The organism is Microbacterium rhizophilum (genome assembly GCF_039605615.1).
Lineage (GTDB): Bacteria > Actinomycetota > Actinomycetes > Actinomycetales > Microbacteriaceae > Microbacterium > Microbacterium rhizophilus.
This window is the reverse complement of record NZ_JBCNUN010000004.1, coordinates 191,605-217,093: the sequence shown is the minus strand read 5'-3', so window position 1 is coordinate 217,093 and position 25,489 is coordinate 191,605. Positions and strand designations below refer to the sequence as shown.

29 protein-coding genes are annotated in these 25,489 nt (G+C 72.5%); 17 read left to right on the top strand and 12 right to left on the bottom strand.

The genetic code is table 11. The features are described 5' to 3' along the window. Positions 1–74 precede the first annotated feature (74 nt). From AAD528_RS09525 to AAD528_RS09515, 3 genes are read left to right on the top strand one after another with little or no spacing between them, the layout of a single operon-like run. Complete coding sequence (locus AAD528_RS09525) at positions 75–455, top strand: GntR family transcriptional regulator (protein ID WP_345751838.1); 381 nt, start codon at positions 75–77, stop codon at positions 453–455. Beyond that, positions 452–1,363 (top strand): ABC transporter ATP-binding protein, encoded by a 912-nt coding sequence (locus tag AAD528_RS09520; protein ID WP_345751837.1) that lies wholly within the window; start codon positions 452–454, stop codon positions 1,361–1,363. Before AAD528_RS09525 ends, AAD528_RS09520 begins: the two co-directional genes overlap by 4 nt. Continuing rightward, positions 1,360–2,049, top strand: a complete 690-nt coding sequence (locus tag AAD528_RS09515) for a hypothetical protein (protein ID WP_345751836.1) — start codon at positions 1,360–1,362, stop codon at positions 2,047–2,049. Before AAD528_RS09520 ends, AAD528_RS09515 begins: the two co-directional genes overlap by 4 nt. Here the strand turns inward: AAD528_RS09515 and AAD528_RS09510 are convergent. The 3 genes from AAD528_RS09510 to AAD528_RS09500 all read right to left on the bottom strand — a co-directional run bounded on the left by AAD528_RS09510 (position 2,046) and on the right by AAD528_RS09500 (position 5,154). After that, positions 2,046–2,366, bottom strand: coding sequence for a chorismate mutase (locus tag AAD528_RS09510; RefSeq protein ID WP_345751835.1), 321 nt, complete (start codon positions 2,364–2,366; stop codon positions 2,046–2,048). The genes AAD528_RS09515 and AAD528_RS09510 overlap by 4 nt on opposite strands. A gap of 49 nt (positions 2,367–2,415) precedes the next feature. Then, positions 2,416–3,738: a lactonase family protein gene (locus AAD528_RS09505; protein WP_345751834.1), complete on the bottom strand. Its 1,323-nt coding sequence runs from the start codon at positions 3,736–3,738 to the stop codon at positions 2,416–2,418. A 129-nt stretch (positions 3,739–3,867) separates the two neighbouring features. Next, entirely contained in the window at positions 3,868–5,154 is a 1,287-nt protein-coding gene (locus tag AAD528_RS09500) for an adenylosuccinate synthase (RefSeq protein WP_345751833.1), read from the bottom strand. Positions 5,155–5,370: 216 nt separating this feature from the next. Here AAD528_RS09500 and AAD528_RS09495 point away from each other — a divergent pair, with 216 nt between their 5' ends. Genes AAD528_RS09495 through AAD528_RS09460 form a run of 8 tightly spaced genes read left to right on the top strand, consistent with a single transcriptional unit; the run spans position 5,371 to position 11,823 of the window. After that, positions 5,371–6,372, top strand: a complete 1,002-nt coding sequence (locus tag AAD528_RS09495) for an AAA family ATPase (RefSeq protein WP_345751832.1) — start codon at positions 5,371–5,373, stop codon at positions 6,370–6,372. 10 nt (positions 6,373–6,382) lie between these two features. Beyond that, positions 6,383–7,270: a DUF58 domain-containing protein gene (locus tag AAD528_RS09490; protein ID WP_345751831.1), complete on the top strand. Its 888-nt coding sequence runs from the start codon at positions 6,383–6,385 to the stop codon at positions 7,268–7,270. Then, positions 7,257–7,730, top strand: coding sequence for a hypothetical protein (locus tag AAD528_RS09485; protein ID WP_345751830.1), 474 nt, complete (start codon positions 7,257–7,259; stop codon positions 7,728–7,730). Before AAD528_RS09490 ends, AAD528_RS09485 begins: the two co-directional genes overlap by 14 nt. Then, entirely contained in the window at positions 7,721–8,704 is a 984-nt protein-coding gene (locus AAD528_RS09480; RefSeq protein ID WP_345751829.1) for a vWA domain-containing protein, read from the top strand. The genes AAD528_RS09485 and AAD528_RS09480 overlap by 10 nt, the downstream gene beginning before the upstream one ends. Continuing rightward, entirely contained in the window at positions 8,701–9,690 is a 990-nt protein-coding gene (locus AAD528_RS09475; RefSeq protein ID WP_345751828.1) for a VWA domain-containing protein, read from the top strand. The genes AAD528_RS09480 and AAD528_RS09475 overlap by 4 nt, the downstream gene beginning before the upstream one ends. Continuing rightward, the gene (locus tag AAD528_RS09470; protein ID WP_345751827.1) at positions 9,687–10,415 is read left to right on the top strand and encodes a hypothetical protein; all 729 of its coding nucleotides are present in this window, start codon (positions 9,687–9,689) and stop codon (positions 10,413–10,415) included. The genes AAD528_RS09475 and AAD528_RS09470 overlap by 4 nt, the downstream gene beginning before the upstream one ends. Beyond that, positions 10,409–11,539 carry a hypothetical protein gene (locus AAD528_RS09465; RefSeq protein ID WP_345751826.1) on the top strand — a complete coding sequence of 377 codons (1,131 nt, stop codon included), beginning with the start codon at positions 10,409–10,411 and terminating at the stop codon, positions 11,537–11,539. Before AAD528_RS09470 ends, AAD528_RS09465 begins: the two co-directional genes overlap by 7 nt. Before the next feature lie 14 nt (positions 11,540–11,553). Continuing rightward, positions 11,554–11,823: a hypothetical protein gene (locus tag AAD528_RS09460; protein ID WP_345751825.1), complete on the top strand. Its 270-nt coding sequence runs from the start codon at positions 11,554–11,556 to the stop codon at positions 11,821–11,823. Positions 11,824–11,854: 31 nt separating this feature from the next. Here AAD528_RS09460 and AAD528_RS09455 read toward each other — a convergent pair whose 3' ends face one another. Continuing rightward, complete coding sequence (locus tag AAD528_RS09455; protein ID WP_345751824.1) at positions 11,855–12,562, bottom strand: ZIP family metal transporter; 708 nt, start codon at positions 12,560–12,562, stop codon at positions 11,855–11,857. 296 nt (positions 12,563–12,858) lie between these two features. Between AAD528_RS09455 and AAD528_RS09450 the strand changes: the two genes are divergently transcribed. The 3 genes from AAD528_RS09450 (at position 12,859) to AAD528_RS09440 (ending at position 15,754) form a co-directional block, all read left to right on the top strand. Continuing rightward, positions 12,859–13,209: a hypothetical protein gene (locus tag AAD528_RS09450; RefSeq protein ID WP_345751823.1), complete on the top strand. Its 351-nt coding sequence runs from the start codon at positions 12,859–12,861 to the stop codon at positions 13,207–13,209. A 42-nt stretch (positions 13,210–13,251) separates the two neighbouring features. Further along, positions 13,252–14,694: an argininosuccinate synthase gene (argG, locus tag AAD528_RS09445; protein ID WP_345751822.1), complete on the top strand. Its 1,443-nt coding sequence runs from the start codon at positions 13,252–13,254 to the stop codon at positions 14,692–14,694. Between the two features lie 64 nt (positions 14,695–14,758). Continuing rightward, a complete protein-coding gene (locus AAD528_RS09440) occupies positions 14,759–15,754 on the top strand; it encodes an RDD family protein (protein ID WP_345751821.1) in 996 nt (331 codons plus the stop codon). 6 nt (positions 15,755–15,760) lie between these two features. Here the strand turns inward: AAD528_RS09440 and AAD528_RS09435 are convergent, their stop codons facing one another. Then, the gene (locus tag AAD528_RS09435) at positions 15,761–16,090 is read right to left on the bottom strand and encodes a nuclear transport factor 2 family protein (RefSeq protein ID WP_345751820.1); all 330 of its coding nucleotides are present in this window, start codon (positions 16,088–16,090) and stop codon (positions 15,761–15,763) included. A 95-nt stretch (positions 16,091–16,185) separates the two neighbouring features. Continuing rightward, positions 16,186–16,380 carry a DUF5302 domain-containing protein gene (locus AAD528_RS09430; protein ID WP_345751819.1) on the bottom strand — a complete coding sequence of 65 codons (195 nt, stop codon included), beginning with the start codon at positions 16,378–16,380 and terminating at the stop codon, positions 16,186–16,188. A gap of 133 nt (positions 16,381–16,513) precedes the next feature. Here AAD528_RS09430 and AAD528_RS09425 point away from each other — a divergent pair, with 133 nt between their 5' ends. Continuing rightward, entirely contained in the window at positions 16,514–16,936 is a 423-nt protein-coding gene (locus tag AAD528_RS09425; RefSeq protein WP_345751818.1) for a VOC family protein, read from the top strand. Positions 16,937–16,942: 6 nt separating this feature from the next. Here AAD528_RS09425 and AAD528_RS09420 read toward each other — a convergent pair whose 3' ends face one another. The 4 genes from AAD528_RS09420 to AAD528_RS09405 form a co-directional block, all read right to left on the bottom strand. Then, on the bottom strand, positions 16,943–17,614 hold the full coding sequence (locus tag AAD528_RS09420; protein ID WP_345751817.1) for a methionine ABC transporter permease: 672 nt from the start codon (positions 17,612–17,614) through the stop codon (positions 16,943–16,945). Next, positions 17,611–18,642 carry a methionine ABC transporter ATP-binding protein gene (locus AAD528_RS09415; protein WP_345751816.1) on the bottom strand — a complete coding sequence of 344 codons (1,032 nt, stop codon included), beginning with the start codon at positions 18,640–18,642 and terminating at the stop codon, positions 17,611–17,613. The genes AAD528_RS09420 and AAD528_RS09415 overlap by 4 nt, the downstream gene beginning before the upstream one ends. Before the next feature lie 71 nt (positions 18,643–18,713). After that, positions 18,714–19,607 (bottom strand): MetQ/NlpA family ABC transporter substrate-binding protein, encoded by an 894-nt coding sequence (locus AAD528_RS09410; protein ID WP_345751815.1) that lies wholly within the window; start codon positions 19,605–19,607, stop codon positions 18,714–18,716. 106 nt (positions 19,608–19,713) lie between these two features. After that, the gene (locus tag AAD528_RS09405; protein ID WP_345751814.1) at positions 19,714–20,223 is read right to left on the bottom strand and encodes an Lrp/AsnC family transcriptional regulator; all 510 of its coding nucleotides are present in this window, start codon (positions 20,221–20,223) and stop codon (positions 19,714–19,716) included. An 87-nt stretch (positions 20,224–20,310) separates the two neighbouring features. Here AAD528_RS09405 and ald point away from each other — a divergent pair, with 87 nt between their 5' ends. Next, the gene (gene ald / locus AAD528_RS09400; protein ID WP_345751813.1) at positions 20,311–21,411 is read left to right on the top strand and encodes an alanine dehydrogenase; all 1,101 of its coding nucleotides are present in this window, start codon (positions 20,311–20,313) and stop codon (positions 21,409–21,411) included. 167 nt (positions 21,412–21,578) lie between these two features. Here the strand turns inward: ald and AAD528_RS09395 are convergent, their stop codons facing one another. Next, positions 21,579–22,298, bottom strand: coding sequence for a helix-turn-helix domain-containing protein (locus tag AAD528_RS09395; RefSeq protein ID WP_345751812.1), 720 nt, complete (start codon positions 22,296–22,298; stop codon positions 21,579–21,581). Then, the gene (locus tag AAD528_RS09390) at positions 22,295–23,752 is read right to left on the bottom strand and encodes an APC family permease (protein ID WP_345751811.1); all 1,458 of its coding nucleotides are present in this window, start codon (positions 23,750–23,752) and stop codon (positions 22,295–22,297) included. The genes AAD528_RS09395 and AAD528_RS09390 overlap by 4 nt, the downstream gene beginning before the upstream one ends. Positions 23,753–23,982: 230 nt before the next feature. Here AAD528_RS09390 and AAD528_RS09385 point away from each other — a divergent pair, with 230 nt between their 5' ends. Further along, entirely contained in the window at positions 23,983–25,473 is a 1,491-nt protein-coding gene (locus AAD528_RS09385; protein ID WP_345751810.1) for an APC family permease, read from the top strand. The last annotated feature ends 16 nt before the right edge of the window (positions 25,474–25,489 follow it).

The window sequence follows — 25,489 nt, the reverse complement described above, 5'->3', positions numbered from 1 at the left end:
GCGTAGACACTTGACAGTCGAGGTGTTAGATGGTTACTTACTCAAGTAAGTAACCAGACCACCGGAGGATCGGGTTGATCGAAGAGGGCAAGCCGCTGTTCGTGCAGATCGCCGAGCAGATCGAGGACTCCATCGTGGACGGCAGTCTCGCCGAGCAGGCGCAGGCGCCGTCCACGAACGAGCTCGCCGCCTTCTACCGGATCAACCCGGCCACCGCCGCGAAGGGAGTGGCGATGCTCGTCGAGAAGGACGTGCTGCACAAGCGCCGCGGCATCGGCATGTTCGTCGCCGACGGCGCCCGCGACCTGCTGCTGCGCGAGCGCCGCGAGGCGTTCGCCGACCGCTACGTCGCTCCCCTCATCGCCGAGGCCCGCAAGATCGGCCTCGACGCCTCGGACCTCGCCGCGCTGATCCGCGAGCACGGCGCCCCCACCCCCACGGAAAGGCGATCATGACGGCGGTCATCGAGGTGAGGAACCTCACCAAGCGGTACAGGGACGCGCTCGCACTCGACGACGTGAGCTTCGACATCGAGCGGGACACGATCTACGGCTTCCTCGGCCGCAACGGCGCCGGCAAGACGACGGCCATGTCGATCCTGACCGCGCAGAACTTCGCGACGTCCGGATCCGTCCGCGTCTTCGGCGAGGACCCCTACGAGAACGCGCGCGTGCTGAGCCGGATGTGCTTCGTGCGCGAGAGCCAGAAGTACCCGGACGACGCCACGGCGCGCCACGCGTTCCGGGCGGCGCGGCTGTTCTTCCCTAACTGGGATCAGGATCTCGCCGAGCGTCTGATCGACGAATTCCAGCTGCCGCTCAAGCCGATCATCAAGAAGCTCTCGCGCGGCCAGCTGTCGGCGGTGGGCGTGGTCATCGGCCTCGCCTCGCGCGCCGAGATCACCTTCTTCGACGAGCCGTACCTCGGCCTGGACGCCGTCGCACGGCAGATCTTCTACGACCGCCTGCTCGCGGACTACGCCGAGCATCCGCGCACCGTGCTGCTGTCGAGCCACCTGATCGACGAGGTCGCGAACCTCATCGAGCGCGTCCTGGTGATCGACCACGGCCGGATCATCATGGACGAGTCCACGGACGAGGCCCGCGAGCACGCCGCGAACGTGGTCGGCGACTCGACCGCCGTCGAGGCGTTCGTGCGCGGCCGCGAGGTGATCCACCGCGAGAGCCTCGGTCGCGTGACGTCCGCCACGTTCCTCGGCGCCCTGTCGGCGGCCGAGCGCGCCGAGGTGCGGGCCGCGGGCCTCGACCTCGCCCCCGTCTCGCTGCAGCAGCTCATCGTGCGCAGCACCCAGCACGCGCAGGCCGGCCGGCCCGCGCCCGCCTCGGAGGAGGTGACCCGATGAACGGCCGCGTGCTGAACGTCGTCCGGCTCCAGTTCGTCAACCGGCAGACCTATCTGTGGGTGCCGCTGATCATCCTGACGGGATCGCTGCTGATCTCGATCCTGATCTTCGCGATGATCCCGATCGGCACCCCGAAGTACGGCGGCGGCAGCCAGGCGCCGCTGTGGTATTTCCTCGCGGTGGGCATCCAGGCCCTGACCCTGTCGTTCCCGTTCTCGCAGGCGATGAGCCTGACGCGACGGGAGTTCTACCTCGGCACGCTCGTCGCGGCCGCGATCACCGGCGTCCTGCTCTCGACCGTGTTCGTGCTGCTCGGCCTGCTCGAGCAGGCGACGAACGGGTACGGCGTGAACGGATTCTTCGCCTACCTCCCGTACCTGTGGGAGGCGGGACCGCTCGGCGCCTGGTTCGTCTTCTTCGTCACGACGATGTTCTTCTTCGTCACCGGCTTCTGGTTCGCGACGATCTACAAGCGGTGGAGCACCACCGTGCTGACGGTGCTGATGATCGGCCTCGGCCTGATCCTCGTCGGCCTCGCCTTCCTCGTCACGCGCCTGGAGGCCTGGCCCGAGGTGTGGACGTGGCTCGTGACGACCGGGGGCGTCGGGCTGGCGCTGTGGGCCGTGCCCCTCATCGCGCTGATGGCGCTGGGTTCCTTCCTCACCCTGCGCCGGACGACGGTCTAGTCGCGGAGTGCTTCGTGGTGGCGGATGACCTCCGCCACCACGAAGTTGAACCACTTCTCGGCGAACTCCGGATCGAGGTGCGCGGCCTCGGCGAGGGCGCGCAGGCGCGCGACCTGCTGCTCCTCGCGATTCGGGTCGGACGGCGGCATCGCGTGCCGCGCCTTCAGCCGCCCGACCTGCTGCGTCGCGCGGAACCGCTCGGCCAGCAGATAGACCAGCGCGGCGTCGATGTTGTCGATGCTCGCGCGCAGGCGCAGCAGCGTCTCCTGGGGGTCCTCGGCCGTGGTCGGATCCGGGGTCGAGGCGGCGTCGGTCATGTGTCCGAGATTACCGGCGCGTGCGTGCGAGACGCGAGCGGGACGCGAGCTATGAGAACGGCAGGATGTGCTGCGGCGACGGCACCGCGAGGCGGTGGCGCACGCGCCCGGGCACCCCGGTGCGCTCGTCGACGTCGAGCGAGGCGATCTCGTGCGAGTCCTGGCCCGCCACCAGCAGCGCGTCGCGCAGGATGACGTGGTGCCGCGGCTTGCGGATGCCCGACTCGGCGAGCGCGACGTGCTCGATCCGGTCGCCCTCGTCGCGCACGCGCAGCACCGCGATGGTGTCGCTGCCGCGCAGGCCCGCGTACAGGTGGCGCCCGTCGCGCGAGCGCGTGAGCTCGGCGCCGGAGTCCCCGGGCAGCGACGCCGGCGACGCGGCGAGGCCCGAGCGCAGCCGCCACCGGCCGTCGGGCCCCGCGGACAGCACGTACACCTCCGACGTGAACTCGGTCAGCACGTACAGGTGTCCGCTGGGGTGCGGCGTCATGTGGCGCGGGCCCGCACCGAGCGGCAGCGCGACCTCGTGGTCGAGGGTCATGCCGCGCGCGCTCGTGCGCCAGAAGCGCACCAGGTCGTAGCCGAGGTCGGTCGTGGCCACCAGACCGCGCGGCAGGAACACGCTGCAGTGCGCGCGCGGCGTGCGCGACTCGGACGGCTCCGCGGCGGGCGCGCCTCCCAGGGAGACGCCCCCGGCGAGCGGCTCGCCCGCGCCGCGCAGGATGTCGCGCACGGCGGGATCGTCGAACGGGTTCTTCGACTGGCCGAGCAGGGCCAGGATGTCGTCCATCCCGGCGTCCGCGTCGATCGCGGGCGTCGGCGTGGACCCGGCGAGCATCGCGGCCAGCTGCGACGCGTCTGCGCCGCGCTCGACGAGGGCGCGCAGGTCCGCGACGCCGGGCTGCTCGTCGAGCAGCCGCGCGGTGTCCGGCTCGGGCTTCTTCGCGACGGCGTAAGGATCGGCGGCGGGCACGGCCTCCGTGCGCTTTCCGAGGCGCCCGGCGGCGTCCAGCGCGATGTGCGTGACGACGCCGTCGCCCCAGGCCGCGGCGACGAGGTGCGACCCGTCGGGCGCGACCGCGATGTGGCACGTGGTCTCGCCCGCCTCGACGGTGCCGCCGAGCGGCGCGAGCGTCGTCTCGCCCGTGCGGCGGAAGGCGCCGACGCGGCCCTGCTTCTCGAGCGCGGCGTACACGACGTCCTGCGTCGGATGCGCGGCGAGCCACGTGGGCGACGGCGCCTCGACCGCGTCGCCCGCCAGCACCAGCCGCCCGCTCGCGAGGGGCGAGTCGGCCTCCCCCGCCGTGGCGGCCATGACGCCGCGCGCCTCGCTGCCCATGTCCGCGCCGCGCGCCCCGATCCAGAACCTCATGCCGTCGATCCTTTCACTCGCGAGACCGCATCCCCCCGCCGAGACCGCAGCGGTCCACTGCTGTCTCGGCGGGGCGTTGCGGTCTCGGCGGGGCGTTGCGGTCTCGTCAGCGCGTCGCCGTCCGGGCGGTCAGTCCACCAGATCGTGCCGCACGACGACCGCGTCGCGCGCGGGGCCGACGCCGATGACCGAGATGCGCGTGCCGCTCATCTTCTCGAGCGCCAGCACGTAGTCCTGCGCGTTCTTCGGCAGGTCCTCGAACGTGCGCGCCGTGGAGATGTCCTCCTGCCAGCCGGGGAAGGTCTCCAGGATGGGCGTGGCGTGGTGGAAGTCGGTCTGGTTCACGGGCAGCTCGTCGAAGCGCGTGCCGTCGACGTCGTACGCGACGCACACCGGGATCTCGTCCAGACCGGTCAGGATGTCGAGCTTGGTGAGCACGAGGTCCGTGATGCCGTTGACGCGGGTCGCGTAGCGCGTGATGGGGGCGTCGTACCAGCCGACCCGGCGCGGGCGGCCCGTCGTGGTGCCGAACTCGAAGCCGCGACCGCGCAGGAAGTCGCCGTTCTCGTCGAACAGCTCGGTCGGGAAGGGGCCCGAGCCCACGCGCGTCGTGTACGCCTTCACGATGCCGACGATGCGGTCCAGGCGCCCGGGTCCGACGCCCGATCCGGTCGACGCGCCGCCAGCGGTCGCCGAGGACGACGTCACGAACGGGTACGTGCCGTGGTCGACGTCCAGCATGGTCGCCTGGCCGCCCTCGAAGACCACGACGTCGCCCGCGTCGAGCGCGTCGTTCAGCAGCAGGCCGGTGTCGCACACCAGGGGGCGCAGCCGGTCGGCGTACGACAGCAGGTCCTCGACGATCTCGTCGGCCGTGATGGCGCGGCGGTTGAAGACCTTCACGAGCAGGTGGTTCTTCTGGTCGAGCGCGCCCTCGACCTTCTGACGCAGGATCGACTCGTCGAACAGGTCCTGCATCCGGATCCCGACGCGGTTGATCTTGTCGGCGTAGGCGGGGCCGATGCCGCGGCCCGTCGTGCCGATCTGCCGCTTGCCGAGGAAGCGCTCGGTGACCTTGTCGAGCGTGCGGTGGTAGTGCGTGATGACGTGCGCGTTGGCGCTCACGCGCAGGCGGGAGACGTCGATGCCGCGGGCGTTCAGCGCGTCGAGCTCGGCGAACAGCACCTCGAGGTCGACCACGACGCCGTTGCCGATCACGGCATTCACGCCGGGCGAGAGGATGCCGGAGGGCAGCAGGTGCAGGGCGTACTTCTCGTCGCCGATCACGACCGTGTGGCCGGCGTTGTTGCCGCCGTTGAACTTGACGACCCAGTCGGTGCGGTCGCCGAGCAGGTCGGTGGCCTTGCCCTTGCCCTCGTCGCCCCACTGGACTCCGACGATCACGATGCCCGGCATGGAATTACCCCCTGTTGGGTCGTTGAGCCCGGATGCCGCGCACGGGGCGCCCGGATGGCCACGGCGGGCCTGGACCAGTCTACCGACGGGGTGGATCGGGCCCCGGTCGCGGCCGGGAACGGCCGCGGCGGCGGGATCCGGCGCGGTTAGGCTGACCGCGGGGGAACGGCCGCGCCGGGCGCAGCGGCGGACGTCCGCCCGGCGAGGGGAGAGCACATGGATCAGCCGACGAGCGCGCCGACGCCCGAGGAGATGGCCCGCGCCGTCGAGATCGTGCGGATCGTCTCCGACTCGTACTCGTCCAAGATGGTCGGCCAGGAGAGGCTCCGCACGAGCCTGCTGATCGGGCTGATCGCGGGCGGGCACGTCCTGCTCGAGAGCGTGCCGGGCCTGGCGAAGACGACCGCGGCGTCCACGCTCGCGGACACGGTCGACGCGCAGTTCAAGCGCATCCAGTGCACGCCCGACCTGCTGCCGAGCGACATCACGGGCAACCAGGTGTACGACGCGTCGACCGGGTCGTTCCGCACGGTGCTGGGGCCCGTGCACGCGAACTTCGTGCTGCTCGACGAGATCAACCGCTCGAGCGCCAAGACCCAGAGCGCCATGCTCGAGGCCATGCAGGAGCACCAGACGACGATCGGCGGCGAGGTGCACCGCCTGCCCAAGCCGTTCCTCGTGATCGCGACGCAGAATCCGATCGAGCAGGAGGGCACGTACGAGCTGCCCGAGGCGCAGATGGACCGGTTCCTGCTCAAGGAGATCGTGGAGTACCCCAGCCCGCAGGAGGAGTACGAGATCCTCGAGCGGATCGACTCGGGGGCGCTCGACCCCGAGCGTCACGTCCGCAGCTCGGTCACGCTCGACGACGTGCACCTGCTGCAGGACGTCGCGAGCCGCATCCACGTCTCCCCCGCGATCCGCAACTACATCGTCGGCATCGCGTACGTGACGCGCAACGCGGCGCCGTACATCGGCGAGGAGCAGGCCCGCTACATCACCTACGGCGCGAGCCCGCGCGCGTCCATCGCGTTCCTGCAGGCCTCGCGCGCACTCGCGCTGCTGAACGGCCGCGCCCACGTGATCCCCGAGGACATCCGGGCGCTGCGCCACGTCGTGCTGCGCCACCGCGTGCTGCTGAACTTCGAGGCCGAGGCCGACGGGGTGCGCAGCGAGGAGATCGTCGACGCGATCTTCGCGGCCGTCCCGACTCCCTGATCCTGATCCCATGCCCAGCCTGCTCATGCGGGTGAAGAGCCGCCTCTTCATCCACACCTCGCGGAAGTCGATGCACGCGCTCGACGGCGCGTACGCGTCGCTGCTGCGCGGCCGCAGCACCGACTTCGAGGACCTGCGGGAGTACCAGCCGGGCGACGAGGTGCGCGACATCGACTGGCGCGCGACGGCGCGGCTGAGCACGCCCATGGTGAAGCGGACGCGCGCGTCGCGCATGCACACGGTGCTGCTCGTGGTCGACACGGGACGCGGCATGGCGGCGCTCGCGGCCGACGACCGGCCCAAGCGCGAGCTCGCGGTGCTGGCGGTCGGAGCGCTGGGCGTCCTGGCGCTGCGCCACGACGACGACGTCTCGGTCGTGCTGGGCGACGCGGACCGGGTGCGGCGCCTGCCGTCGAAGCGGTCGGAGGGCGCGCTCGAGCACGCGCTGCGCGCGATCGACGCCGGATGCGCCCCGGATGGCCCCGCGAGCGCCCGCGAGCGCCTGCTCGACTTCGTGGCGCGCACGATCGCGCGGCGGATGATCGTGGCGGTCGTCACGGACGACGCGCCCATCACCGACGAGACCGAGCGCCTGCTGCGGCGCCTGCGCACGCAGCACGACGTGCTGTGGGTGACGCTGCGCGACGCGGATCCGGTCCGCGCGTCGGCCGGCGGATCCTCCCGCCGCGACGTGGACACCGGATGGACCGTGCCCGAGTTCCTGCACGGCGACGCGGCCGTTCTCCGCGAGATCGACGAGCGCCGCCGCGCCGAGGAGCTCCGGCGGGACGCGCTGCTGACGGCCCTGGAGATCAGCCACACCGAGCTGCGCACGCAGGACGACGCGGTGCCGCAGCTGCTGCGGATGCTCGACCGGAGGGCGCATGTCGGAGCCTGACGAGCTGTACCCGCCGGTGCAGTACGCGCCGGGCTGGATGCTGCTCGCCCTCGGGGTGATCGTGCTGTCGATCCTGGCGATCTGTCTGATCCTGCTGCTCACGCGGCCGCGCCCCGCCGCGGCGGCGACCGTTCCCGCGGCGGGCGACGTGGTCGCGCTGCTGCGCCGCGAGCACCTCGACGCGATCGACGGCATCGAGCGGGCGTGGCGCGACGGGGAGCTCTCCGCGCGCGCGGCGAACCTCGAGCTGAGCCGCGCCACGCGGGCGTTCGTGAACGAGTACAGCGGCCTCGAGGCGCCCGTGCTCGCGCTCGACGACCTCGTCGCGCGCGGCGTGCATCCGGCCCTGGTCGACGCGCTCCGCCGCCACTACTACCCGAGCATCTTCGGCCGCGGCCCGGCCGTGGACCCGGCCGCGGGCGCCGAGGCCGCGCGCAGGGTGGTGAGCGCGTGGCACTGAGCAGCACGTGGATCGTCGGGGTCGTCATGCTCGTCGTGGCGGCGGCGATCGCGCTCGGCGTCGCGCGCGGGAGGCGGGCGGGCTCGCGCGCGCCGGAGGCCGCCCCGGTGTCGCGCGCCGAGCGGCTGCGCGGCCTGCCGAGCGTGCGGCGCGCCACGGCGCGGCGGGCGATCGCGGTGGGCGGGGCGATCGCGCTGTGCGCGGGAGCCGCCCTGGCCGCGGGCGTCGTGGGCGCGCGGCCGATGGCGGCGCAGACCATCCGGCCCGTCGACGCGAGCCGCGACATCATGCTGTGCCTGGACGTGTCGGGCTCGATGAGCGAGGTCGACGTCGAGGTGCTCGAGGTGTTCGAGGATCTGCTCGAGGGCTTCCGCGGCGAGCGCATCGGGCTGACGATCTTCAACAGCTCGCCCGTGCAGGTCTTCCCGCTGACGGACGACTACGACTTCGTCCGGGAGCACCTGGGATCGATCCGCGCGGCGTTCGACGACTACGCGAGCGACATCCCGGAGCATTGGATCGGCACCCTCAACGGCAGCGGCTCGTCGCTCATCGGCGACGGCCTCGCGGCGTGCGCCATGCGATTCGATCACGCGGACGAGGAGCGGTCGCGGTCGATCGTCCTGGCCACCGACAACGAGGCGCAGGGCGCGGGCATCGTGACGGTCGAGCAGGCGGCGGGGTACGCGCGCGACGCCGGCGTGCGCGTGTTCGCCCTGAACCCCGTCGAGGGCAAGGACGCGGGCGTCACGGCGCAGCTGACGCAGGCGGTCGAGGCCACGGGCGGGCAGGCGTACGCGCTGCGCGCCGACACGACCGTGGCCGACATCGTCGACGAGGTGCGGCAGCAGGATGCGCGTGCGCTCGAGGGCGAGGCCCGCGTCGTGTGGCGCGACGTGCCGGACGCCTGGATCGCCGTCCTGCTCGCGTTCGTGGTCGGCGGGATCGTGCTGGTCTGGAGGGCGCGCCTGTGACCTTCCAGCCCGTGCTGCATCCGCTGCTGCTGCTCGTCCTGTGCGCGCCCGTGGCGTTCGTCGCCGTCCGCTCCCTGCTGCGCGCGAAGGACGGCCGGACGCGGGCGTCCTGGATCCTGCGGCTCGGCGCGCTGCTGGCGTGCGCCGTGCTTGCGCTGCGCCCGGGCGTCCCGGGTGGCCAGACCGAGACGCTCGCGACCGAGACGGACATCGTGATCCTGGTGGACAGCACGGCGAGCATCGTCGCCGAGGACTGGGGCGACGGCGCGCCGCGGCTCGCGGGCGTGCGGGACGACGTGCGGGAGGTCGTGACGGCGTACCCGGGAGCGCGGTTCGCGCTCATCACGTTCGACGCCGACGCCGAGCTGCGACTGCCGCTCACGACCGACACGGCGGCGCTCGGCTCGGCGCTCGAGGTGCTGACCCCCGAGGTGACGCGGCAGTCGCGCGGCAGCTCCATCGGCATCGCGAACGACCTGCTCGCGCAGACCCTGCGGGACGCCGCGGCGAGCGCGTCCGGCCGATCCCGCATGGTGTTCTACCTGGGCGACGGCGAGCAGACCGCCGCCTCGGCGCCCGAGTCGTTCCGCGCCGCCGCCGGCCTGGTCGACGGCGGCGCCGTGCTCGGCTACGGGACGCCGGAGGGCGGCCGGATGCGGGTGCAGACCGGCGACCTCGGCGCCGCGCCCGGAGAGTACATCCTGGACGGAGCGGATCCGGCGCTGTCGCGCATCGACGAGGACGCGCTGCGGACGATCGCGGACGAGCTCGGCGTCCCCTACGTGCACCGCACGGCCGACGCGCCGCCGACGCTGCCCGAGGCGCCCACGTCGACCACGACCCGCGCCGCCGGCACGACGGGCGACGTCACCGAGCTCGGCTGGATCCTGGCGCTTGCGATCGTCGGGCTGCTCGCCGCGGACGCGGCGATCCTGGCGAGCCGGCTCCCGGAGATCCTGCGCGTGCGGAAGCGGGAGGCGGCATGACCCTCGACCCTGCCGCGCTCATCGCCGCCAACCGCCGACGGGCGCGGCTGCGGCGCATCCTGCTGTGGATCGCGGTGCCCCTCGCGGTCGTCGCGCTGCTGGTGCCGGCGAAGATCGTGTCGATGTACGCGTTCGCCCATCGCGCCATCACGGCGCACGTCGCGGGCGACTTCGCCGGGTCCACCGCCGCGGCGCAGAGCCAGGGGCTCGCGAACGTCTTCGAGCCGTACAAGGCGCCGTACAACCTCGGCGTCGGCCTCGCCCTGTCGGGCAATCTCGCCGGCGCCCGCGCCGAGTTCGAGGAGGCGCTTCCGCTCGCGCCCGGCCTCGAGGCGTGCGCGGTGCACATCGATCTCGGGCTCACGATCGAGTGGATGGGCGATGCCGCGCGGCAGGCCGGCGACGCGGCGGGTGCCCGGCAGCTGTACGGCGAGGCTCTCGGGGTCGTCGCCGACACCCCGCCGGAGTGCCACTCGGAGGAGGCGGACGAGCAGTCCCCGGATCCGCCGCGCAGCTCCGGGCAGAGCATCGACGAGCTCGAGGAGCGCCTGAGGCAGAAGCAGCAGCCGCCCCCGCCGCCCCCGGAGGATCCGTCCCAGGACGACCAGCCGTCGGACGACCAGCTGGGCGAGCTGGAGCAGAAGCTGCAGCAGGGCGACGGCGAACGGCGGCAGGACCAGGGCGACGGCGAGCCGTCCGGCCCGGAGACGGACAGGCCGTGGTGACCCCCGAGACCGGAGCCCCCGAGCCCCGACCCCGCGAGCCGCGTCCCGCCGGGCGCCGCGACGCGCACACCGGGAGCCGGTACGTCACGCGCTCGGACGGCGCGCCGCCGCTGCCGCCGCCCGGCGGGTACCGCGGGGCGCGGCGCGTGTCCGCCGATCCGGTCCCGGAGGCGGCGGCCGCCGCCCGGCCGCGGCGCGGCGCCATGGGCTGGGCCGCGCTGGGCGCGAGCGCGCTGTTCGCCGTGGTGCTGCTCGCGCTGCTGGCGTCCGGCGCGACCGATGCGATCTACGGCGCGACGGTCGTCGTGCTGCAGCTCGCCGTGGTCGGGGTGATCGTCGCGGCGCTCGCCACGGCGCGCGGCCGCACGCTCGGGGCCGCGGCGCTGGCGCTCGCGCTCGTGCTGAACGTCGGCACGGTCGGCGCACTGAGCGCCATGCGCACATCGGCCGAGGGCGGCTACGCCGGCACGGAGCCCGAGGAGCAGCGGCACCGGGAGTCCTTCCCCGGCGTGAAGGACGAGGCCGCGAGCGCGACGCTCGCGCGGCTGTCGCTCGAGCAGGTGCGTGCGACCTCCGACGCGCTGTCCGCCGAGATCCGGGACGCGCTGTCCGCCGAGTACGGGGTCACCTGGACGGCGGCGCCGGCCGAGGACCTCCGGCCCGAGCGCAACGGCTACGGCGGCGAGTCGATGCTGGTCCGGTACACGTCGACCACCTGGTCGACGAACGAGCCCGTCACCGGCGTCGCCCGCAAGACGGCGATGATGCGCGCGATCGAGGACGTCATCGCGCGCCACGACTGGTGGGCGATGATCGCGTTCAACGAGCCGTCCTCGGGCATGGACCCGTCCATTCTGGAGAGGTTCTACGGCAGCGCGGATCCCGCCGCCCAGGTCGCCTGGGAGTGGTACACCGAGGACCGCACCGGCGACATCGCGCTCTACGCCACCATCGCCGATCTCTCGAACGATGGGACGGGCGAGTGGCGCACCGACCGCGAGGCGCAGCATGCCCAGACCGGCGAGCCGGTCGAGGGCCTGCAGATCTCCTTCTACGCCGAGCGCCTGCTCAGCGAGACGGACCGCGGGGAGTTCACCAGGCGCATGGCGGAATACGGCGACTGAGCCAGGATGGACGCATGACCTCGCACCTTCCGCGCCCCACGAACCGCACCGCCTGGGTGGCCTTCTGGCTCGCCCTCGCCGGTCTCGTCCTCATGCCGATCCCGCTCTTCATCGGCCTCATCCTCGGCGGCGGTCTGTCGATCGTCGCGGCGGTCTTCACCGTCATCGCGCTGCTCAAGGGCCTGAGCCGCCAGGGCCGGGGCATCGCTCCCGTCGTGTTCGCGGGCATCTTCATCCTGCTCACGTGGGGCGGCATCTCCGCCGGCGGCGGCATCGTCTGGTAGCCCGCGCCACCGCGGACGCGAAGCGTCCGCCTCAGAGCGTGGCGAGGCCCGCGGCGAGCGCGAACCCCAGGACCGTGGCGATGCCCGCCAGATCCTTCGCGCGCCTCTGCGCCTCGGGGATCATCGAGTCGACCATCATCACGAGCAGCGCGCCCGCCGCGAAGCCGTTGAGGCTGGTCCGCACGGCGACCGTCGCGACGTCGGCCAGCGCCCAGCCCGCCACCGTGGCGAGCGCGCAGAGCGCCGCGACGACCGACCAGATCCCGAGCACGGCCGGGCGCCGGACGCCTCCCTCGATCAGGTCGGCGGACGATCCGACCGACTCCGGCAGGTTCGAGACGAAGATCGCGACGACGAGGGCGACGCTGACCCCCGCACCGTCGGCGAGACCGAAGCCCAGAACGAGCTGCTCCGGGATGCCGTCCAGCAGCGCCCCCAGGGCGAGCGGCACGCCCGCGGCCGCGCCACCGCCCGCACGCCTCGCCCAGCGCTCGACCAGCCGGTCGGCCGTGAAGTAGACCGCGGCGCCCAGCGCGACCCCGACGGCCAGCGGAAGCGGTCCGCCCTGCGCGAGCCCCTCCTCCCAGAGCTCGAACGCGATGCTCGCGATCAGCGCGCCGGCGCCGAAGCCCAGCACGATCCCGACCAGCCGGTCCGGCCAGGTCCGGAGCCCCGCAAGCACCGCGCCGATCACGAGCGGCACCGCGCCGACCACTCCCCACAGCACGCTCTCGAGCACGGCGCCACACTCTCACGCCCCCCGCGCGGTCTCACACTCCGACACGAGCTGCACCCCTGTGCGAGCAATGCGAGCGTGCCGCGAAGCGGCCGGACGCGGGCGCGAAGCGCGCGCCCGCGATGGAGCGCAGCGACAGCGCTCGCTCGCCGAGCGGCGGCGCGAAGCGTCGCCCGAGCGCGTGCGACCGCTTCTGAAGAGAAGGCGTGTCATGATGACCTCGTCGACGGGGCCGGACCGCCGGCTCCGCGGCATCGCGGGGATCCGTGATCGGATCCCCCGTGAATGGAGGATGCGACATGGTCCGTGTTCTGTTCCGCGAAGGCGCCGCCGCCGAGGTCGCCGCCGATCTGATCAGCTTCGACGCCGGCGAAGCCGTGTTCTGGAGGGGCGAGGCCGAGATCGCCCGCCACGCGCTCGACCGGATGGGCGGCGTCCGGCTGGCCGCCCACCGCCCGGATCCCGCCGACGTGATGGCGGGCATCCGCCGGCACCATCCGCGCGCGTACGAGCGCTGGGACGACGCCGAGGACGAGCGCCTGCTGCAGCTCGACGACGAGGGCCGCACGGCGTACGAGATCGCGGGCGTGCTCGGCCGCCAGGAGTCGGCCATCCGCTCGCGCCTTCTCACGCTGACGGCCGAGTCCTGACGCGGACGGGCCGGTCAGGCCCCGCCACGTAGGATTGAACGCATGTCGAAGGTCCTCGAGTCCCTGCCCGTCGGCGAGCGCGTCGGCATCGCCTTCTCCGGGGGTCTCGACACCTCCGTCGCCGTGGCGTGGATGCGCGACAAGGGCGCGATCCCGTTCACGTACACGGGCGATCTCGGCCAGCCCGACGAGGACGACATCGAGTCGATCCCCGGGCGTGCGCTGAACTACGGCGCCGAGGCCGCCCGCCTGATCGACTGCAAGCCGATGCTCGTCGAGGAGGGCTTCGGCGCTCTCGCGTGCGGCGCGTTCCACATCCGCTCCGGCGGACGCACCTACTTCAACACCACGCCGCTCGGCCGCGCCGTCACGGGCACGCTGCTCGTGCGCGCCATGAAGGAGGACGGCGTCGAGATCTGGGGCGACGGCTCGACCTACAAGGGCAACGACATCGAGCGGTTCTACCGCTACGGCCTGCTCGCCAACCCCCGCCTGCGCATCTACAAGCCCTGGCTCGACGCGACCTTCGTCGCCGAGCTCGGCGGGCGCAAGGAGATGAGCGAGTGGCTCGTCGCGCACGACTTCCCGTACCGGGACTCGGCCGAGAAGGCGTACTCGACCGACGCGAACATCTGGGGCGCGACGCACGAGGCCAAGACGCTCGAGGAGCTGAACGTGTCGCTCGAGACCGTCGAGCCGATCATGGGCGTGCGGTTCTGGGACCCGTCGGTCGAGATCGCCCCCGAAGACGTCACGATCACGTTCGAGGGCGGCCGCCCCGTCGCGCTGAACGGCGTCGAGTACGCGGATGCCGTCGAGCTCGTCTTCGAGGCGAACCGGATCGGCGGACGCCACGGTCTCGGCATGAGCGACCAGATCGAGAACCGCATCATCGAGGCGAAGTCGCGCGGCATCTACGAGGCCCCGGGCATGGCGCTGCTGTTCATCGCGTACGAGCGCCTCGTGAACGGCATCCTGAACGAGGACACCCTCGCCACGTACCACGAGCAGGGCCGCCGCCTCGGCCGCCTGATGTACGAGGGCCGCTGGCTCGAGCCGCAGTCGTTCATGCTGCGCGAGTCGATCCAGAAGTGGGTCGGATCCGCGATCTCGGGCTCGGTCACGCTGCGCCTGCGCCGCGGCGAGGACTACACGATCCTCGACACGTCGGGCCCCGCGCTGTCGTACGCGGCCGAGAAGCTCTCGATGGAGCGCGTCGGAGATGCCGCGTTCGGCCCGACCGACCGGATCGGCCAGCTCACGATGCGCAACCTCGACATCGCCGACTCGCGCACGCGCCTCGAGCAGTACGCGGGCCTGGGCCTGATCGGCGGCCCGACGGCCGAGCTGGTCGGCGCGCTCGAGCGGGGCGGCGCGAACGACATCACCCAGTCCGCCGAGCCCGCGGGCCTCGGCGAGGAGGAGAGCGCGTCCGCGATCGAGGCGGCCAACGAGTCGGCCGCCTTCGACTCCGGCACCGACTGACCCTCGCCGATCCTCCAGGGACCGATCCTCGCCCTGCGGGGCTCCGGTCTGCCACGATGCAGGGGTGACCGTCGGCCTTCCCCCCGCCCAGCCCGCGTGGGCGGACGCGACCGCACCGCGGACGGCGCCCGAGTACGCGGGCTGGGGCGTGCGCTTCGTGGCCATGCTCCTCGACCTCGCCATCGTGTCCTTCGCCACGTGGCTCATCGCGGGTGACGTTCCGATCCTCTCCCCCGCGCCGGGCTGGGCGCCGACCACGAACGGTCTGACCTGGCCGGACGCGGGGACCCTGCAGTGGTGGGCGCTCGCGATCCTGTATTCGGGCATGGTGTGCCTGCAGGCCTACACGGGCGCGACGCCCGGCAAGGCCGCGCTCGGCATCCGCGTGGTCGGCGAGACCGGCGGGCGTCCCGTCGGCATCCTCCGGACGGTCGTGCGCTGGTTCGCGCACTTCCTCGACGCGATCCTGTTCGTCGGCTACCTGCGGCCGCTGTGGCACGCTCGTCGGCAGACGTTCGCCGACTCCCTGCTCTGCACGGTCGTCGTGCATGCGACACCCCGTCGCTTCGGCCCGTGGCGCATCGCCGCACTCGTGGCCGGGCTCGCGGCCGGGGCGCTGTCGTTCGTCTCCGGCGGCGGCGCGAGCAGCACCGCGGTCGCGACGGATGCGTCGTGCACGGCGCCCGACGGCACGCGCGTGACGGCCTCGTACGGGCGCGAGGCTCGATGGAGCTCGCGGGGATTCATCCGCCGCGACGCCCCCACCACCTGGAGCGTCGACATCGACCTGCGGGGGTTCGCCCCGGGCACGCAGGGCATCGACCTCGGCGTCGGCGAACGGGTGTGGAACGCATGGTTCGACGGCGACGCGGGGTCCGCGACGGCGGGCGATGTCACGACCGAGTACGACCGGATGTCGGCCGAGCCGTGGGCGACGATCCATCTGACGGGCCTCGATGACGCCGCGATCGCCGGCCCGCTTCAGGTCACGCGCCTCGATTCGTCCGGCACGCAGGACGTGCTGTGCACGCTGCCGCGAGTCGACGCCGGCACCGACTGATCGCGGTCACTCGATCACGAGGCGCGAGATCCGGCCGTCCCGCAGCCGGAACTTCAGCGGACCCGTGCCGTTGAAGCGGTTGCTGCGCACCGCGAGCGTCACCACGTGCTCGCCGTCGTCGTCGCCCGACGCGTAGTCCACGACGTCGAAGTGCGCCTGCACGCCGATGTTGTCGGTGCGGTTCCACTCGGCCGCGCCCTCGGGCCCGCGGAACTCGCGACTCCAGTCGCTCAGGTAGGCGTCATCCGTGAAGACGGCGGCGAACCGGGCGTCGTCGCCCGCGTTCGTGGCGTCGACGAACTCCTGGATCGGCGCGGGCAGTGCGACGTCGGTCATGGATCCTCCCGATGCGCGCGTGTGTCCCGACGCTAGCCATCGCACCGCACCGGATCCAGGGCCCCGCGATCCCCGGTTCCCGTGTGCCGGGCGGCTCAGCCCGACTTGCGCCGGAACTCGCGCTTGCCTCCGGCGGCGCCGTGCGTGCCGTGGATCGCGCCGCTGCCGTGCGGGCCGCCCGTGCCGGGCCCCCCGCCATTGGCGGCGTTACGTGCATTCTTCCGCTCGAGCGCCTCGCGGAACTTCGCCTTCGCCTCGTCGCTCGCGGAGTTCTTCGATTCCTCAGCCATGCGCTCCAGTGTAGGCGCGTCCGTCGCCGCGCGATCCGTTCATCCGGCGGCCTACCGGATGTCGGCGGCGGATGGGATCCTCGTCGTGGATCCGGGCACAGCATCTGTGGACCCGGCGACGAGAGGAATCCCGATGGGCTACAAGGTCGCTCCGTACATCTCCTTCCGCGACGGCGCGGCGGAGGCACTGGAGTTCTACAGGTCGGTGCTGGGCGGCGAGGTCTCCGTCATGAAGATGGGCGACATGCCGAATCCCGAGCTTCCCGAGTCCGACCGCGACAAGGTCATGCACGGCCAGCTCGATCTCGCGAACGGCTTCGCTCTCATGGCGTCGGACACCCCGACCGGCATGGACTACAGCGAGGGGCAGCGCGTCACGGTCACGCTGTTCGGGGATGACGGCCCCGAACTCGGCGCGGTGTTCGACAAGCTCGCCGAGGGCGGCGCCGTGGTCGAGCCGTACGCGCAGGCGCCGTGGGGCGACTCGTTCGGCATGCTCACCGACCGCTACGGCGTGTTCTGGATGCTCAACGCCTCCGCCGGCGAGCAGGGCTGAGGACGCTCAGCGGCGCAGGATGCGGCGGGCCAGCCAGTTGCCGAGGCCCTGCACGAGCTGGGTGATCACGATGATGATGACCAGCGCCGACCACGTGACGACCGGATTGAACTGCCGGAAGCCGTACGACAGCGCGTAGTTGCCGAGGCCGTCGCCCCCGACGAGGCCGGCCACGGCGGACATGTCGATGATGGCGATGGTCGCGAACGTGTAGCCGAGGATCACGGGCCCGAGGCCCTCCGCGAGGATGACGGTGCGGATGATCCGCCACGGGCTGGCGCCCGTCGATCGCGCGGCCTCGATCACGCCCGGATCGACCGTGACCAGATTCTGCTCGACGATCCTGGCGATGCCGAAGGTGGCCGCCGCCGAGATCGAGAAGATGATCATCTCGTTGCCGAAGCCGGTGCCGATCAGGACGCGCGCGATCGGCTGCATCGCGACGAGGAAGATGATGAACGGAATCGGCCGGAAGGTGTTCACGAGCGCGTTGAGCACCCAGTAGACGATCGGCTGGGCCAGGATCGCGCCCTTGCGGGTGACCGTGATGGCGGTGCCGACGATCAGGCCGCCGATGCCGCCGAACACGAGCGATGCGGCCACGAGCCACAGGGTCGTGCCGGTCTGCTCGAGCAGCTCAGGCAGGAGGTCGGCGATCTCCGCGAGGAGGTCGTTCATGCCGCCACCTCCGTGATCGTCACGCCCGCGCCGACGCCCGCGAGGGCGTCCCGGACGGCCGACTCCCCGCCGCGCACGGCGATCGTGAGCAGGCCGTACACGCGGCCCTGGATGTCGTCGATGCCCCCGTGCACGAGGTTGAAGTCCACGCCGGCGCGGGCGAGGGCGCCGAAGACGCGCGCCTCGGATGCGCCCTCGTCGGTGAACGAGATCGTGAAGAAGCGGCCCTCGTGCTGCGCACGCAGTGCCGCGAGGGCGTCGCCCTCGGGCAGCGCGCGCACGACCGTGCGCACGAACCGCTTCGCCGTGTCCGTCTTCGGGCGCGTGAAGACGTCGTACGTGGGCCCCTGCTCGACGACGCGTCCGCGCTCCATCACCGCGACCTTGTTCGCGATCCGCGCGATCACGTCCATCTCGTGCGTGATGACCACGATCGTGACGCCGAGTTCGCGGTTCACGCGCGCCAGCAGATCCAGCACCTCGTCGGTCGTCTCCGGATCGAGCGCGCTGGTCGCCTCGTCGGCGAGCAGGATCGCGGGCTCGGCGGCGAGAGCGCGCGCGATGCCCACGCGCTGCTGCTGGCCGCCCGAGAGCTGCTCGGGATACGCGTCCGCCTTGTCGGCGAGCCCCACGAAGTCGAGCAGCTCGGTCACGCGCGCCGCGCGCCGGGCGCGCGGCACGCCCGCGACCTCCAGGGGGTACGCGACGTTGCCGCGGATCGTGCGCGAGCGGAGCAGGTTGAACCGCTGGAAGATCATGCCGATGCCCTGCCGGACCTCGCGCAGCCGTCGCTCGGGGAGGGCGACGACGTCCACGCCGTCGACCTCGATCGATCCGGCCGTCACCGGCTCCAGCCCGTTGATCAGGCGCACGAGCGTCGACTTGCCGGCTCCCGAGTACCCGATCACGCCGAAGACGTCGCCGCGCTCGATGTCGAGCGTGACGGAGTCGACGGCGACCACGGGATCACCATGGCGGCGCTGCGGCGGGTACGTCTTGGTGACGTCGGCGATGCGGATGTGGGGCATGGCTCCTCGAAGGCTCGCGGGGCGGGGAGGCGACGGAGGGCGCGGCGTGAAGACGCCCGCGCCCTCGCGCGTCACTTCTGGATGCCGTCCTCGACGTCGGTCAGCGCGGCCTGCAGGTCGGCGGCCGGCGTCGTGGCGAACACCGCCGTGCCGCCCGCGGTCTCCTGCACCCCGTCGAGCACGTCCTGGTTCGACTGGTAGATCTCGACGAGCTTGTTCAGCACCTCGGAGTCCACGTCGGCCTTCCGCACCGCGAAGATGTTGATGTACGGCGCGGCGGTGGGGTCGGACGGGTCGTCGGCGGCGATGGCGTCCTCGGCCGTCAGCCCCGCGTTGCCGAGGAAGTCGTTGTTGACGATGGCCGCCGCGACGTCCGGCAGCGACGTGACGGTCAGCGCCGCGTCGGCCGCGTCCACCTTCACGCGCGATCCGTCGAGCACGTCCTCGAGCGTCGAGAAGGACGATCCGCCGTCCTTCAGCTCGATCAGACCGGCGGCCTGCAGCACGAGCAGGCCGCGCGCCTGGTTGACGGTGTCGTTGGGCACGACCACGGTCTCGCCGTCGGGGATGTCCTCGGGGGTCTCGTACTTGTCCGAGTACAGGCCGAGCGGGTAGATCGCGGTGGCGCCGATGGGCTGCAGGTCGTCGCCGGCCGAGACGTTGTAGTCGGCGAGGTACTGGATGTGCTGGAACTGGTTGATGTCGAGCTCGCCCTCGCTCAGCGCGGGGTTGGGCTGCGTGTACTCGGTGAAGTCCTCGATCTCGAGCGAGATGCCCTCGGCCTCGACGGCCTCCTCGTACGTCTCCCAGTAGGGGTCGCTCGCGCCGACGACGCCGAGCCTGACCGGGTTGCCCTCGCTGCCGAGTTCGGCCTCCGCGGCGCCTCCGGATCCGGACGCGCACCCGGCGAGGGCGAGCAGGCTGAGAGCGGCGAGGGGCGCGATGAGACGGGTGGTGCGGGACATGGCGGGGCTCCTTCTGGGGTGCTGTCCCTCCACGCTAGGCACGGGCGCGCGAGCCGCGAATCCGGTCCGACACACGGCGCAACACGACGCCGCGCGCCCCGGCGGATCACCGGAACGGCGCCGCGACCGCGTTGCGGTGGTACTCGAAGATGATGCTCGTGCGCGTCGAGGCCACCGACTGCTGCGCCGACAGGTGCTCGACGACGAACCGGCGCACGTCGCTGGACCCCTCGACCGCGATGTGGACGAGGAAGTCGTCGGTGCCGCCGACGAAGAACATCTGCAGCACCTCCGGCAGCCGACGCACCTCGTCGGCGAACTGCACGATGCTGTCGTGTCGCGATCCGGGGCGCAGCGTCACGCCCACGATGGCCTGCAGCCCACGGCCGAGCCGGTTGTGATCGACGCTGGCGTGGAATCCCCGGATGACGCCGCGCTCCACCAGCGAGCGCGTCCGCGCGTGCGCGGTCGACGGCGCCACGTCCAGCGCCGCCGCCAGGTCGGCGTTCGTGATGCGGCCGTCCTGCGCCAGGATCCCGACGATCCGCTCGTCCAGCTCGTCGAGTTCGCCGGGCCGTGGATTCTTCGTCTCGGAACCGGATCCAGGCCTCGCCATGCCCCTCGCCTTCCGCAATCGGGATGATCTTCCGAACGATCTTCGCATGCAACGCGTTGGAAACGAAGGAACTGCGATCCTGTCGGCATGCGCATCGGCATCCCCACGGAGATCAAGAACAACGAGCACCGCGTCGCCATCACGCCGGCCGGCGTGGACGCGCTCGTCGCCCGCGGCCACGACGTGCTCGTGCAGTCGGGCGCGGGGCTCGGATCCCGCATCACGGACGACGACTACGCCCACGCGGGCGCGCGGATCGTCGCGGAGGCGGCCGACGTGTGGCGCGAGGCCGAGCTGCTCGTGAAGGTCAAGGAGCCCATCGCCTCGGAGTACGGCCACCTGCGGCCCGACCTGACCCTGTTCACGTACCTGCACCTCGCGGCCGACGCCCCGCTCACCCGCGCCCTGGTGGACGCCGGCACGACCGCCGTCGCGTACGAGACCGTCCAGCTGCCGGACCGCTCCCTGCCGCTGCTCGTGCCGATGAGCGAGGTCGCCGGGCGCCTGTCGATCGCCGTCGGCGCGCACACGCTGATGCGCGGCGAGGGCGGGCGCGGCACGCTGCTGGGCGGCATCGCCGGCACGCCGCGCGGCAAGGTCGTCGTGATCGGCGGCGGCGTCGCGGGCGAGCACGCCGCGGCCAACGCGCTGGGCCTCGGCGCCCAGGTGACCGTGCTGGACGTGTCACTCCCTCGCCTGCGCGAGCTCGAGCACCGCTACGGCGGCGCGCTGCAGACCCGCGCCTCCACCCGCTACGCCGTGGCCGAGGCGCTCGCGGACGCCGACCTCGTGATCGGATCCGTGCTGATCCCGGGAGCCGCGGCCCCCAAGCTCGTGACCCTCGACATGGTCGCGGACATGAAGCCCGGCTCGGTGCTCGTCGACATCGCGATCGACCAGGGCGGCTGCTTCGAGGGCTCGCACGCGACGACGCACGACGACCCGACCTTCGCGGTGCACGGGTCGCTGTACTACTGCGTCGCCAACATGCCCGGCGCCGTGCCCGAGACGTCGACACGCGCGCTGACGAACGCGACGCTGCCGTACATCGCACGGATCGCCGACCACGGCTGGGACGCGGCCGCCGCCGCGGATCCGGCCCTCGCCAAGGGGCTCAACGTGCGCGGCGGCGAGATCGTGAACGAGGGTGTCAAGGCGGCGTTCGCCAACTTCGCCCTCGCGAACTGAGGCCCGCTCGGCCATCGGGGCCACCAGGATCCCGGAGTTCACCAGTTCTCCGGACGATCTCCCGCGGCGGAGTCCGCCATCCTGGTGTTCTCCGGGATCCTGGCGCCGAGCGAGGCGGAGCCGAGCCGAGACGGCCTGAGCGGGCGGGGCGAGCCGAAGCCGCCCCCTCAGGCCAGCAGCGCCGCGAGCTCGTCGGATGCCGCGGCGTTGCGCTGGGCGGCCGCGAGCACGAGGTCCATGCGGTCGCTCGGCCCGGCGGCGCACAGCGCCGCCACGAGCGCACCCGACTCGGCGCGCACCGGCACCGCGGCGCACGCCCGTCCGGCGGCGAGCAGATCCGACTGCACGGCCATTCTGGAACCGGGCATGCCGGAGTCCGGCGCCCCGGATCCGTCCTCCGCGCGCTCCGCGAGCAGCAGCCGTCCCGCGGCGGAGCGGTCGAGCACGACCGCGAGCGCATCCGGATCCGCCAGCGGCAGCGCCGGGTCGACGTCGAACGGCACGGGCACCCCCGCGTCGTACACGAGCACGTGCACGGCGACCCGCGGATCGGCTGCGCGCAGCCGCGCGAGCAGGTCCCGCGCGGCGCGCGGCGGGCGCACGAGGGTGAGACCGCCCGCCGGGGCCGGATGCGACGCGCCGGCCGCGCCCAGCAGCCGCGACACGCGCCGCCCCAGCGCGAGGCCGGAGATGTCGGCCAGGCGCACGAGGTACTCGTCCTCGACCAGGAGGTTCACGAGGCGGTACACCGTCGCGCGCGGCAGCGAGAGGCGCTCCACGAGCTCGCGCACCGTCACGCCGGGCCCGGCCGTGGCGACCTCCTCCAGCACCACGAGCGCCGAGTGGATCGCGCGCGGCTGCTTCGGGTGGAGGTCCCACTCGCTCACGGCCGCTCGCCCTCTCCCGGCGCCGCGGCGGCCGCCAGCACGCGCGCGCCGCCCAGCACGTCGGACGCGAGCGGCACGTCGCGCGCGACGCCGCGGCGCCCGCCGCCCGGACGGATCCGCATCAGCGCGAGCGCCGCCACCGCCGCGGCCAGCGCGACCGCGTACAGGATCACGCCGCCCGCCTGGCCCGACACCGCCGCGATCGCGAGGAACGCCACGAGGCTCGCGCCCAGAACCACGGCCGCCACCACCGCGCGCGCGATCGGCCACACGGCGGGCTCGCCGATGCGACGCAGGAACGGCCACACCGCCGCGCACACCAGCACGTACCCGAGCACGAACGCCGCCACCGCGGCGACCACGATCGTGTCCATCGCGCCGCGCAGATCCATGCCGGCCGCGCGCAGGATCAGCGGCGCCAGGACGAGCGGCACGCACGCGAGCGTCGCGATCACGGGCACGCCGGTGCGGCGGCTGGTGCGGCCGAGCGCGCGGGGCAGCATCCCCTCCCGGGACAGCGAGAACAGCAGCCGCACGAACGCCGTGGTGGCGGCCACCGCGGCGGCGAAGAACGAGAAGCCCACCAGCAGGTCGAGCACCGTGGCCGCCCAACCCGCGCCGTAGAGCTCGGCGACCGCGTCGAACGGCAGGTCGCCGGAGATCTGATCGAAGCCCAGCGCTCCCGCCGCGACCAGACCGGCGACCGCGACGAAGACGAACACCGCCCCCGACCCGGCGACCGTCCACAGCAGCACGCGCGGGATCGTCGCGAACGGCCGCTTGGCCTCCACGCCCAGCGCGGCGGCGCTCTCGAAGCCGACGAAGGCGCTCATCGTCACGACGACGCCGAGCACGATGCGGTCGAGGCCGACCGGCCGTGGCAGCAGGTCGGCGGGCTCGAACGGCAGCACCGTGAGCAGCACCGCGACCACCACCACCAGGGTCGCGAGCGTGACGACCTCGACCAGCAGCATCAGCCGGGTCGACAGCCGGATGCCGCCGAGCAGCACCGCGAGCAGGGCAGCTCCGAGCAGCACGCCCAGGATCAGCGGGATCACCGGACCGTCGCCGAGCGCGTGCCCGACGAAGTGCGCGGCGGCGAACAGCTCGAACACCGCGATCAGCCCGTAGCCGAGCAGCATCGCCGCGCCCGACACGAGCGACCCGCGCGGACCGAGTCCGAGCGAGACGAACGTGTAGATCGATCCCGCGGCGGCGACGCGCTTCGCGAAGACGTTCACGCTCGCGGCCACGCCCAGGGCGATCACCGCCGTGATCACGACCGCGACCGCGGATCCGCCGCCGGCCACCGCGAACGTCAGCATCGGGATCGTCGTGGCCGCCGCCGAGGGCGCCAGCGCCGCGACCGACTGCCCGAGCACGTCGAAGAAGCCGACCGAGCGCCGGGCCAGGCCGTGCACGGGCGAGGCGGCCCCGATGGCGCGTGCGCGCATGTCGAGCTCCTTCCGTGCATCCGGATCGGGATCCGATCCGTCCTCCCGAGATCTTCGGCCGACGCTATCGCCGGCGTGTGTCGGGCGTGTGTCGTGGCGTGCGCGGCAAATGAGACAGGGCCGTCTCACAGCGGATGCGGCACTCGTCACGACGGGGCAACGGCGGGGCAATCGCGGCGCGCGACAGTGTCGTCATCCGATGCTCCACCCCACCCGTCCCGGAGGATCCCATGACATCCACCCCCGTGAACGCCGCACCGGCCGTGCCGGTCCGCGAGCGCTCCCTGTCCGGCAGCCTCGGCGTCGGCGCCATCGTGCTGATGGTGGTCGCCGCCGCGTCGCCGCTCACCGTGATCGGCGGCGGCGCGCCGCTCGGCGTGCTGCTCGGCAACGGCATCGGCTACCCCGCGATGTACGCGGTCGCCGGCGTCGTGCTGCTGCTGTTCACCATCGGCCTCTCGGCCATGTCGCGCGCGGTGCCCCGCCCCGGCGCGTTCTTCACGTACATCGGCCACGGCCTCGGCCGCTCGACCGGGGTCGCCGGCGCCTGGCTCGCCCTGCTCACCTACACGGCCGTGCAGCTGTGCGTGTACGGCTACATCGGCGCGATCCTCGCCGTGACCTTCGAGGGCATGGGCCTGCCCGCCATCCCATGGTGGGTCTACACGCTCGCGATCGTGGCGATCGTCGGCGTGCTCGGCTACGTGCACATCGACCTGAGCGCCAAGGTGCTGGGCGTGCTGCTGCTCGGCGAGGTGGTGATCGTGCTCGCGCTCGTGGTCGCGGTGATCGCGAGCGGCGGCGCCGAGGGCCTGTCGGCCACGCCGTTCCTGCCCGAGAACGTCTTCTCGGGCGCCCCGGGCATCGGCCTCATGATGGCGATCGCCGCGTTCATCGGCTTCGAGTCGACGGCCATCTACCGCTCGGAGGCGAAGGATCCGGATGTCACGGTGCCGCGCGCCACGTACGTCGCGGTCATCGGCGTCGCCCTGTTCTACACGCTCTCCTCCTGGGCGCTGGTCATGGCCTGGGGTCCGTCACAGGCGATCGACACCGTCGCGGCCGACTACGCGAACGTCGTGATCCTCACCATGGGCCAGTACCTGGGCCCGGTCGGCTACGTCATCACCAACGTGCTGCTCGTGACGAGCATGTTCGCGTGCGTGCTCTCGTTCCACAACGTCCTCACGCGCTACCAGCACTCGATGGCCGACGGCGGCCTCCTGCCGATCGAGCTGACCTGGGTGCACCCCACGCAGAAGTCGCCGTACCGCTCGTCCCTGCTGCAGACGATCACCGCCGCCGTGCTGGTCGGGATCTGCGCCGTGCTGGGCCTCGACCCGGTGCTGCAGGTGTTCACCTGGTTCTCGGGGGTCTCCACCCTCGCGATCGTCGTGATGATGGCGATCACCTCCGTGGCCGTGGTCGTCTACTTCGTGCGCACGAAGACCGCCGGACGGGTGTGGGCGACGCGCATCGCCCCGGTGCTCGGCTTCCTCGGCCTGGTGGTCAGCGCCGTGGCGGTGGCCGCCTTCTTCCCGGTGCTGGTCGGCGACGTCGACGCCGAGGGCGCCCCGACGTTCGGCATCGTCAGCGTGCTGCTGATCGGATCCGTCCCCGTGTTCGCGCTGATCGGCTACGGCCAGGCGCTGTACCTCAAGCGCTTCCGCGGCGAGAGGTACTCGCGCGTGCTCGACACCATCGCCGAAGCCGGCTCCTGAACCGTCCCGAGGAGAA

Coding starts and splice junctions, on each gene's coding strand:
- AAD528_RS09520 (WP_345751837.1), top strand. CDS start 452: ATGACGGCGGTCATCGAGGTGAGGAACCTCACCAAGCGGTACAGGGAC.
- AAD528_RS09515 (WP_345751836.1), top strand. CDS start 1,360: ATGAACGGCCGCGTGCTGAACGTCGTCCGGCTCCAGTTCGTCAACCGG.
- AAD528_RS09510 (WP_345751835.1), bottom strand. CDS start 2,366: ATGACCGACGCCGCCTCGACCCCGGATCCGACCACGGCCGAGGACCCC.
- AAD528_RS09505 (WP_345751834.1), bottom strand. CDS start 3,738: ATGAGGTTCTGGATCGGGGCGCGCGGCGCGGACATGGGCAGCGAGGCG.
- AAD528_RS09500 (WP_345751833.1), bottom strand. CDS start 5,154: ATGCCGGGCATCGTGATCGTCGGAGTCCAGTGGGGCGACGAGGGCAAG.
- AAD528_RS09495 (WP_345751832.1), top strand. CDS start 5,371: ATGGATCAGCCGACGAGCGCGCCGACGCCCGAGGAGATGGCCCGCGCC.
- AAD528_RS09490 (WP_345751831.1), top strand. CDS start 6,383: ATGCCCAGCCTGCTCATGCGGGTGAAGAGCCGCCTCTTCATCCACACC.
- AAD528_RS09485 (WP_345751830.1), top strand. CDS start 7,257: ATGTCGGAGCCTGACGAGCTGTACCCGCCGGTGCAGTACGCGCCGGGC.
- AAD528_RS09470 (WP_345751827.1), top strand. CDS start 9,687: ATGACCCTCGACCCTGCCGCGCTCATCGCCGCCAACCGCCGACGGGCG.
- AAD528_RS09460 (WP_345751825.1), top strand. CDS start 11,554: ATGACCTCGCACCTTCCGCGCCCCACGAACCGCACCGCCTGGGTGGCC.
- AAD528_RS09450 (WP_345751823.1), top strand. CDS start 12,859: ATGGTCCGTGTTCTGTTCCGCGAAGGCGCCGCCGCCGAGGTCGCCGCC.
- argG (WP_345751822.1), top strand. CDS start 13,252: ATGTCGAAGGTCCTCGAGTCCCTGCCCGTCGGCGAGCGCGTCGGCATC.
- AAD528_RS09435 (WP_345751820.1), bottom strand. CDS start 16,090: ATGACCGACGTCGCACTGCCCGCGCCGATCCAGGAGTTCGTCGACGCC.
- AAD528_RS09430 (WP_345751819.1), bottom strand. CDS start 16,380: ATGGCTGAGGAATCGAAGAACTCCGCGAGCGACGAGGCGAAGGCGAAG.
- AAD528_RS09425 (WP_345751818.1), top strand. CDS start 16,514: ATGGGCTACAAGGTCGCTCCGTACATCTCCTTCCGCGACGGCGCGGCG.
- AAD528_RS09420 (WP_345751817.1), bottom strand. CDS start 17,614: ATGAACGACCTCCTCGCGGAGATCGCCGACCTCCTGCCTGAGCTGCTC.
- AAD528_RS09415 (WP_345751816.1), bottom strand. CDS start 18,642: ATGCCCCACATCCGCATCGCCGACGTCACCAAGACGTACCCGCCGCAG.
- AAD528_RS09410 (WP_345751815.1), bottom strand. CDS start 19,607: ATGTCCCGCACCACCCGTCTCATCGCGCCCCTCGCCGCTCTCAGCCTG.
- AAD528_RS09405 (WP_345751814.1), bottom strand. CDS start 20,223: ATGGCGAGGCCTGGATCCGGTTCCGAGACGAAGAATCCACGGCCCGGC.
- ald (WP_345751813.1), top strand. CDS start 20,311: ATGCGCATCGGCATCCCCACGGAGATCAAGAACAACGAGCACCGCGTC.
- AAD528_RS09390 (WP_345751811.1), bottom strand. CDS start 23,752: ATGCGCGCACGCGCCATCGGGGCCGCCTCGCCCGTGCACGGCCTGGCC.
- AAD528_RS09385 (WP_345751810.1), top strand. CDS start 23,983: ATGACATCCACCCCCGTGAACGCCGCACCGGCCGTGCCGGTCCGCGAG.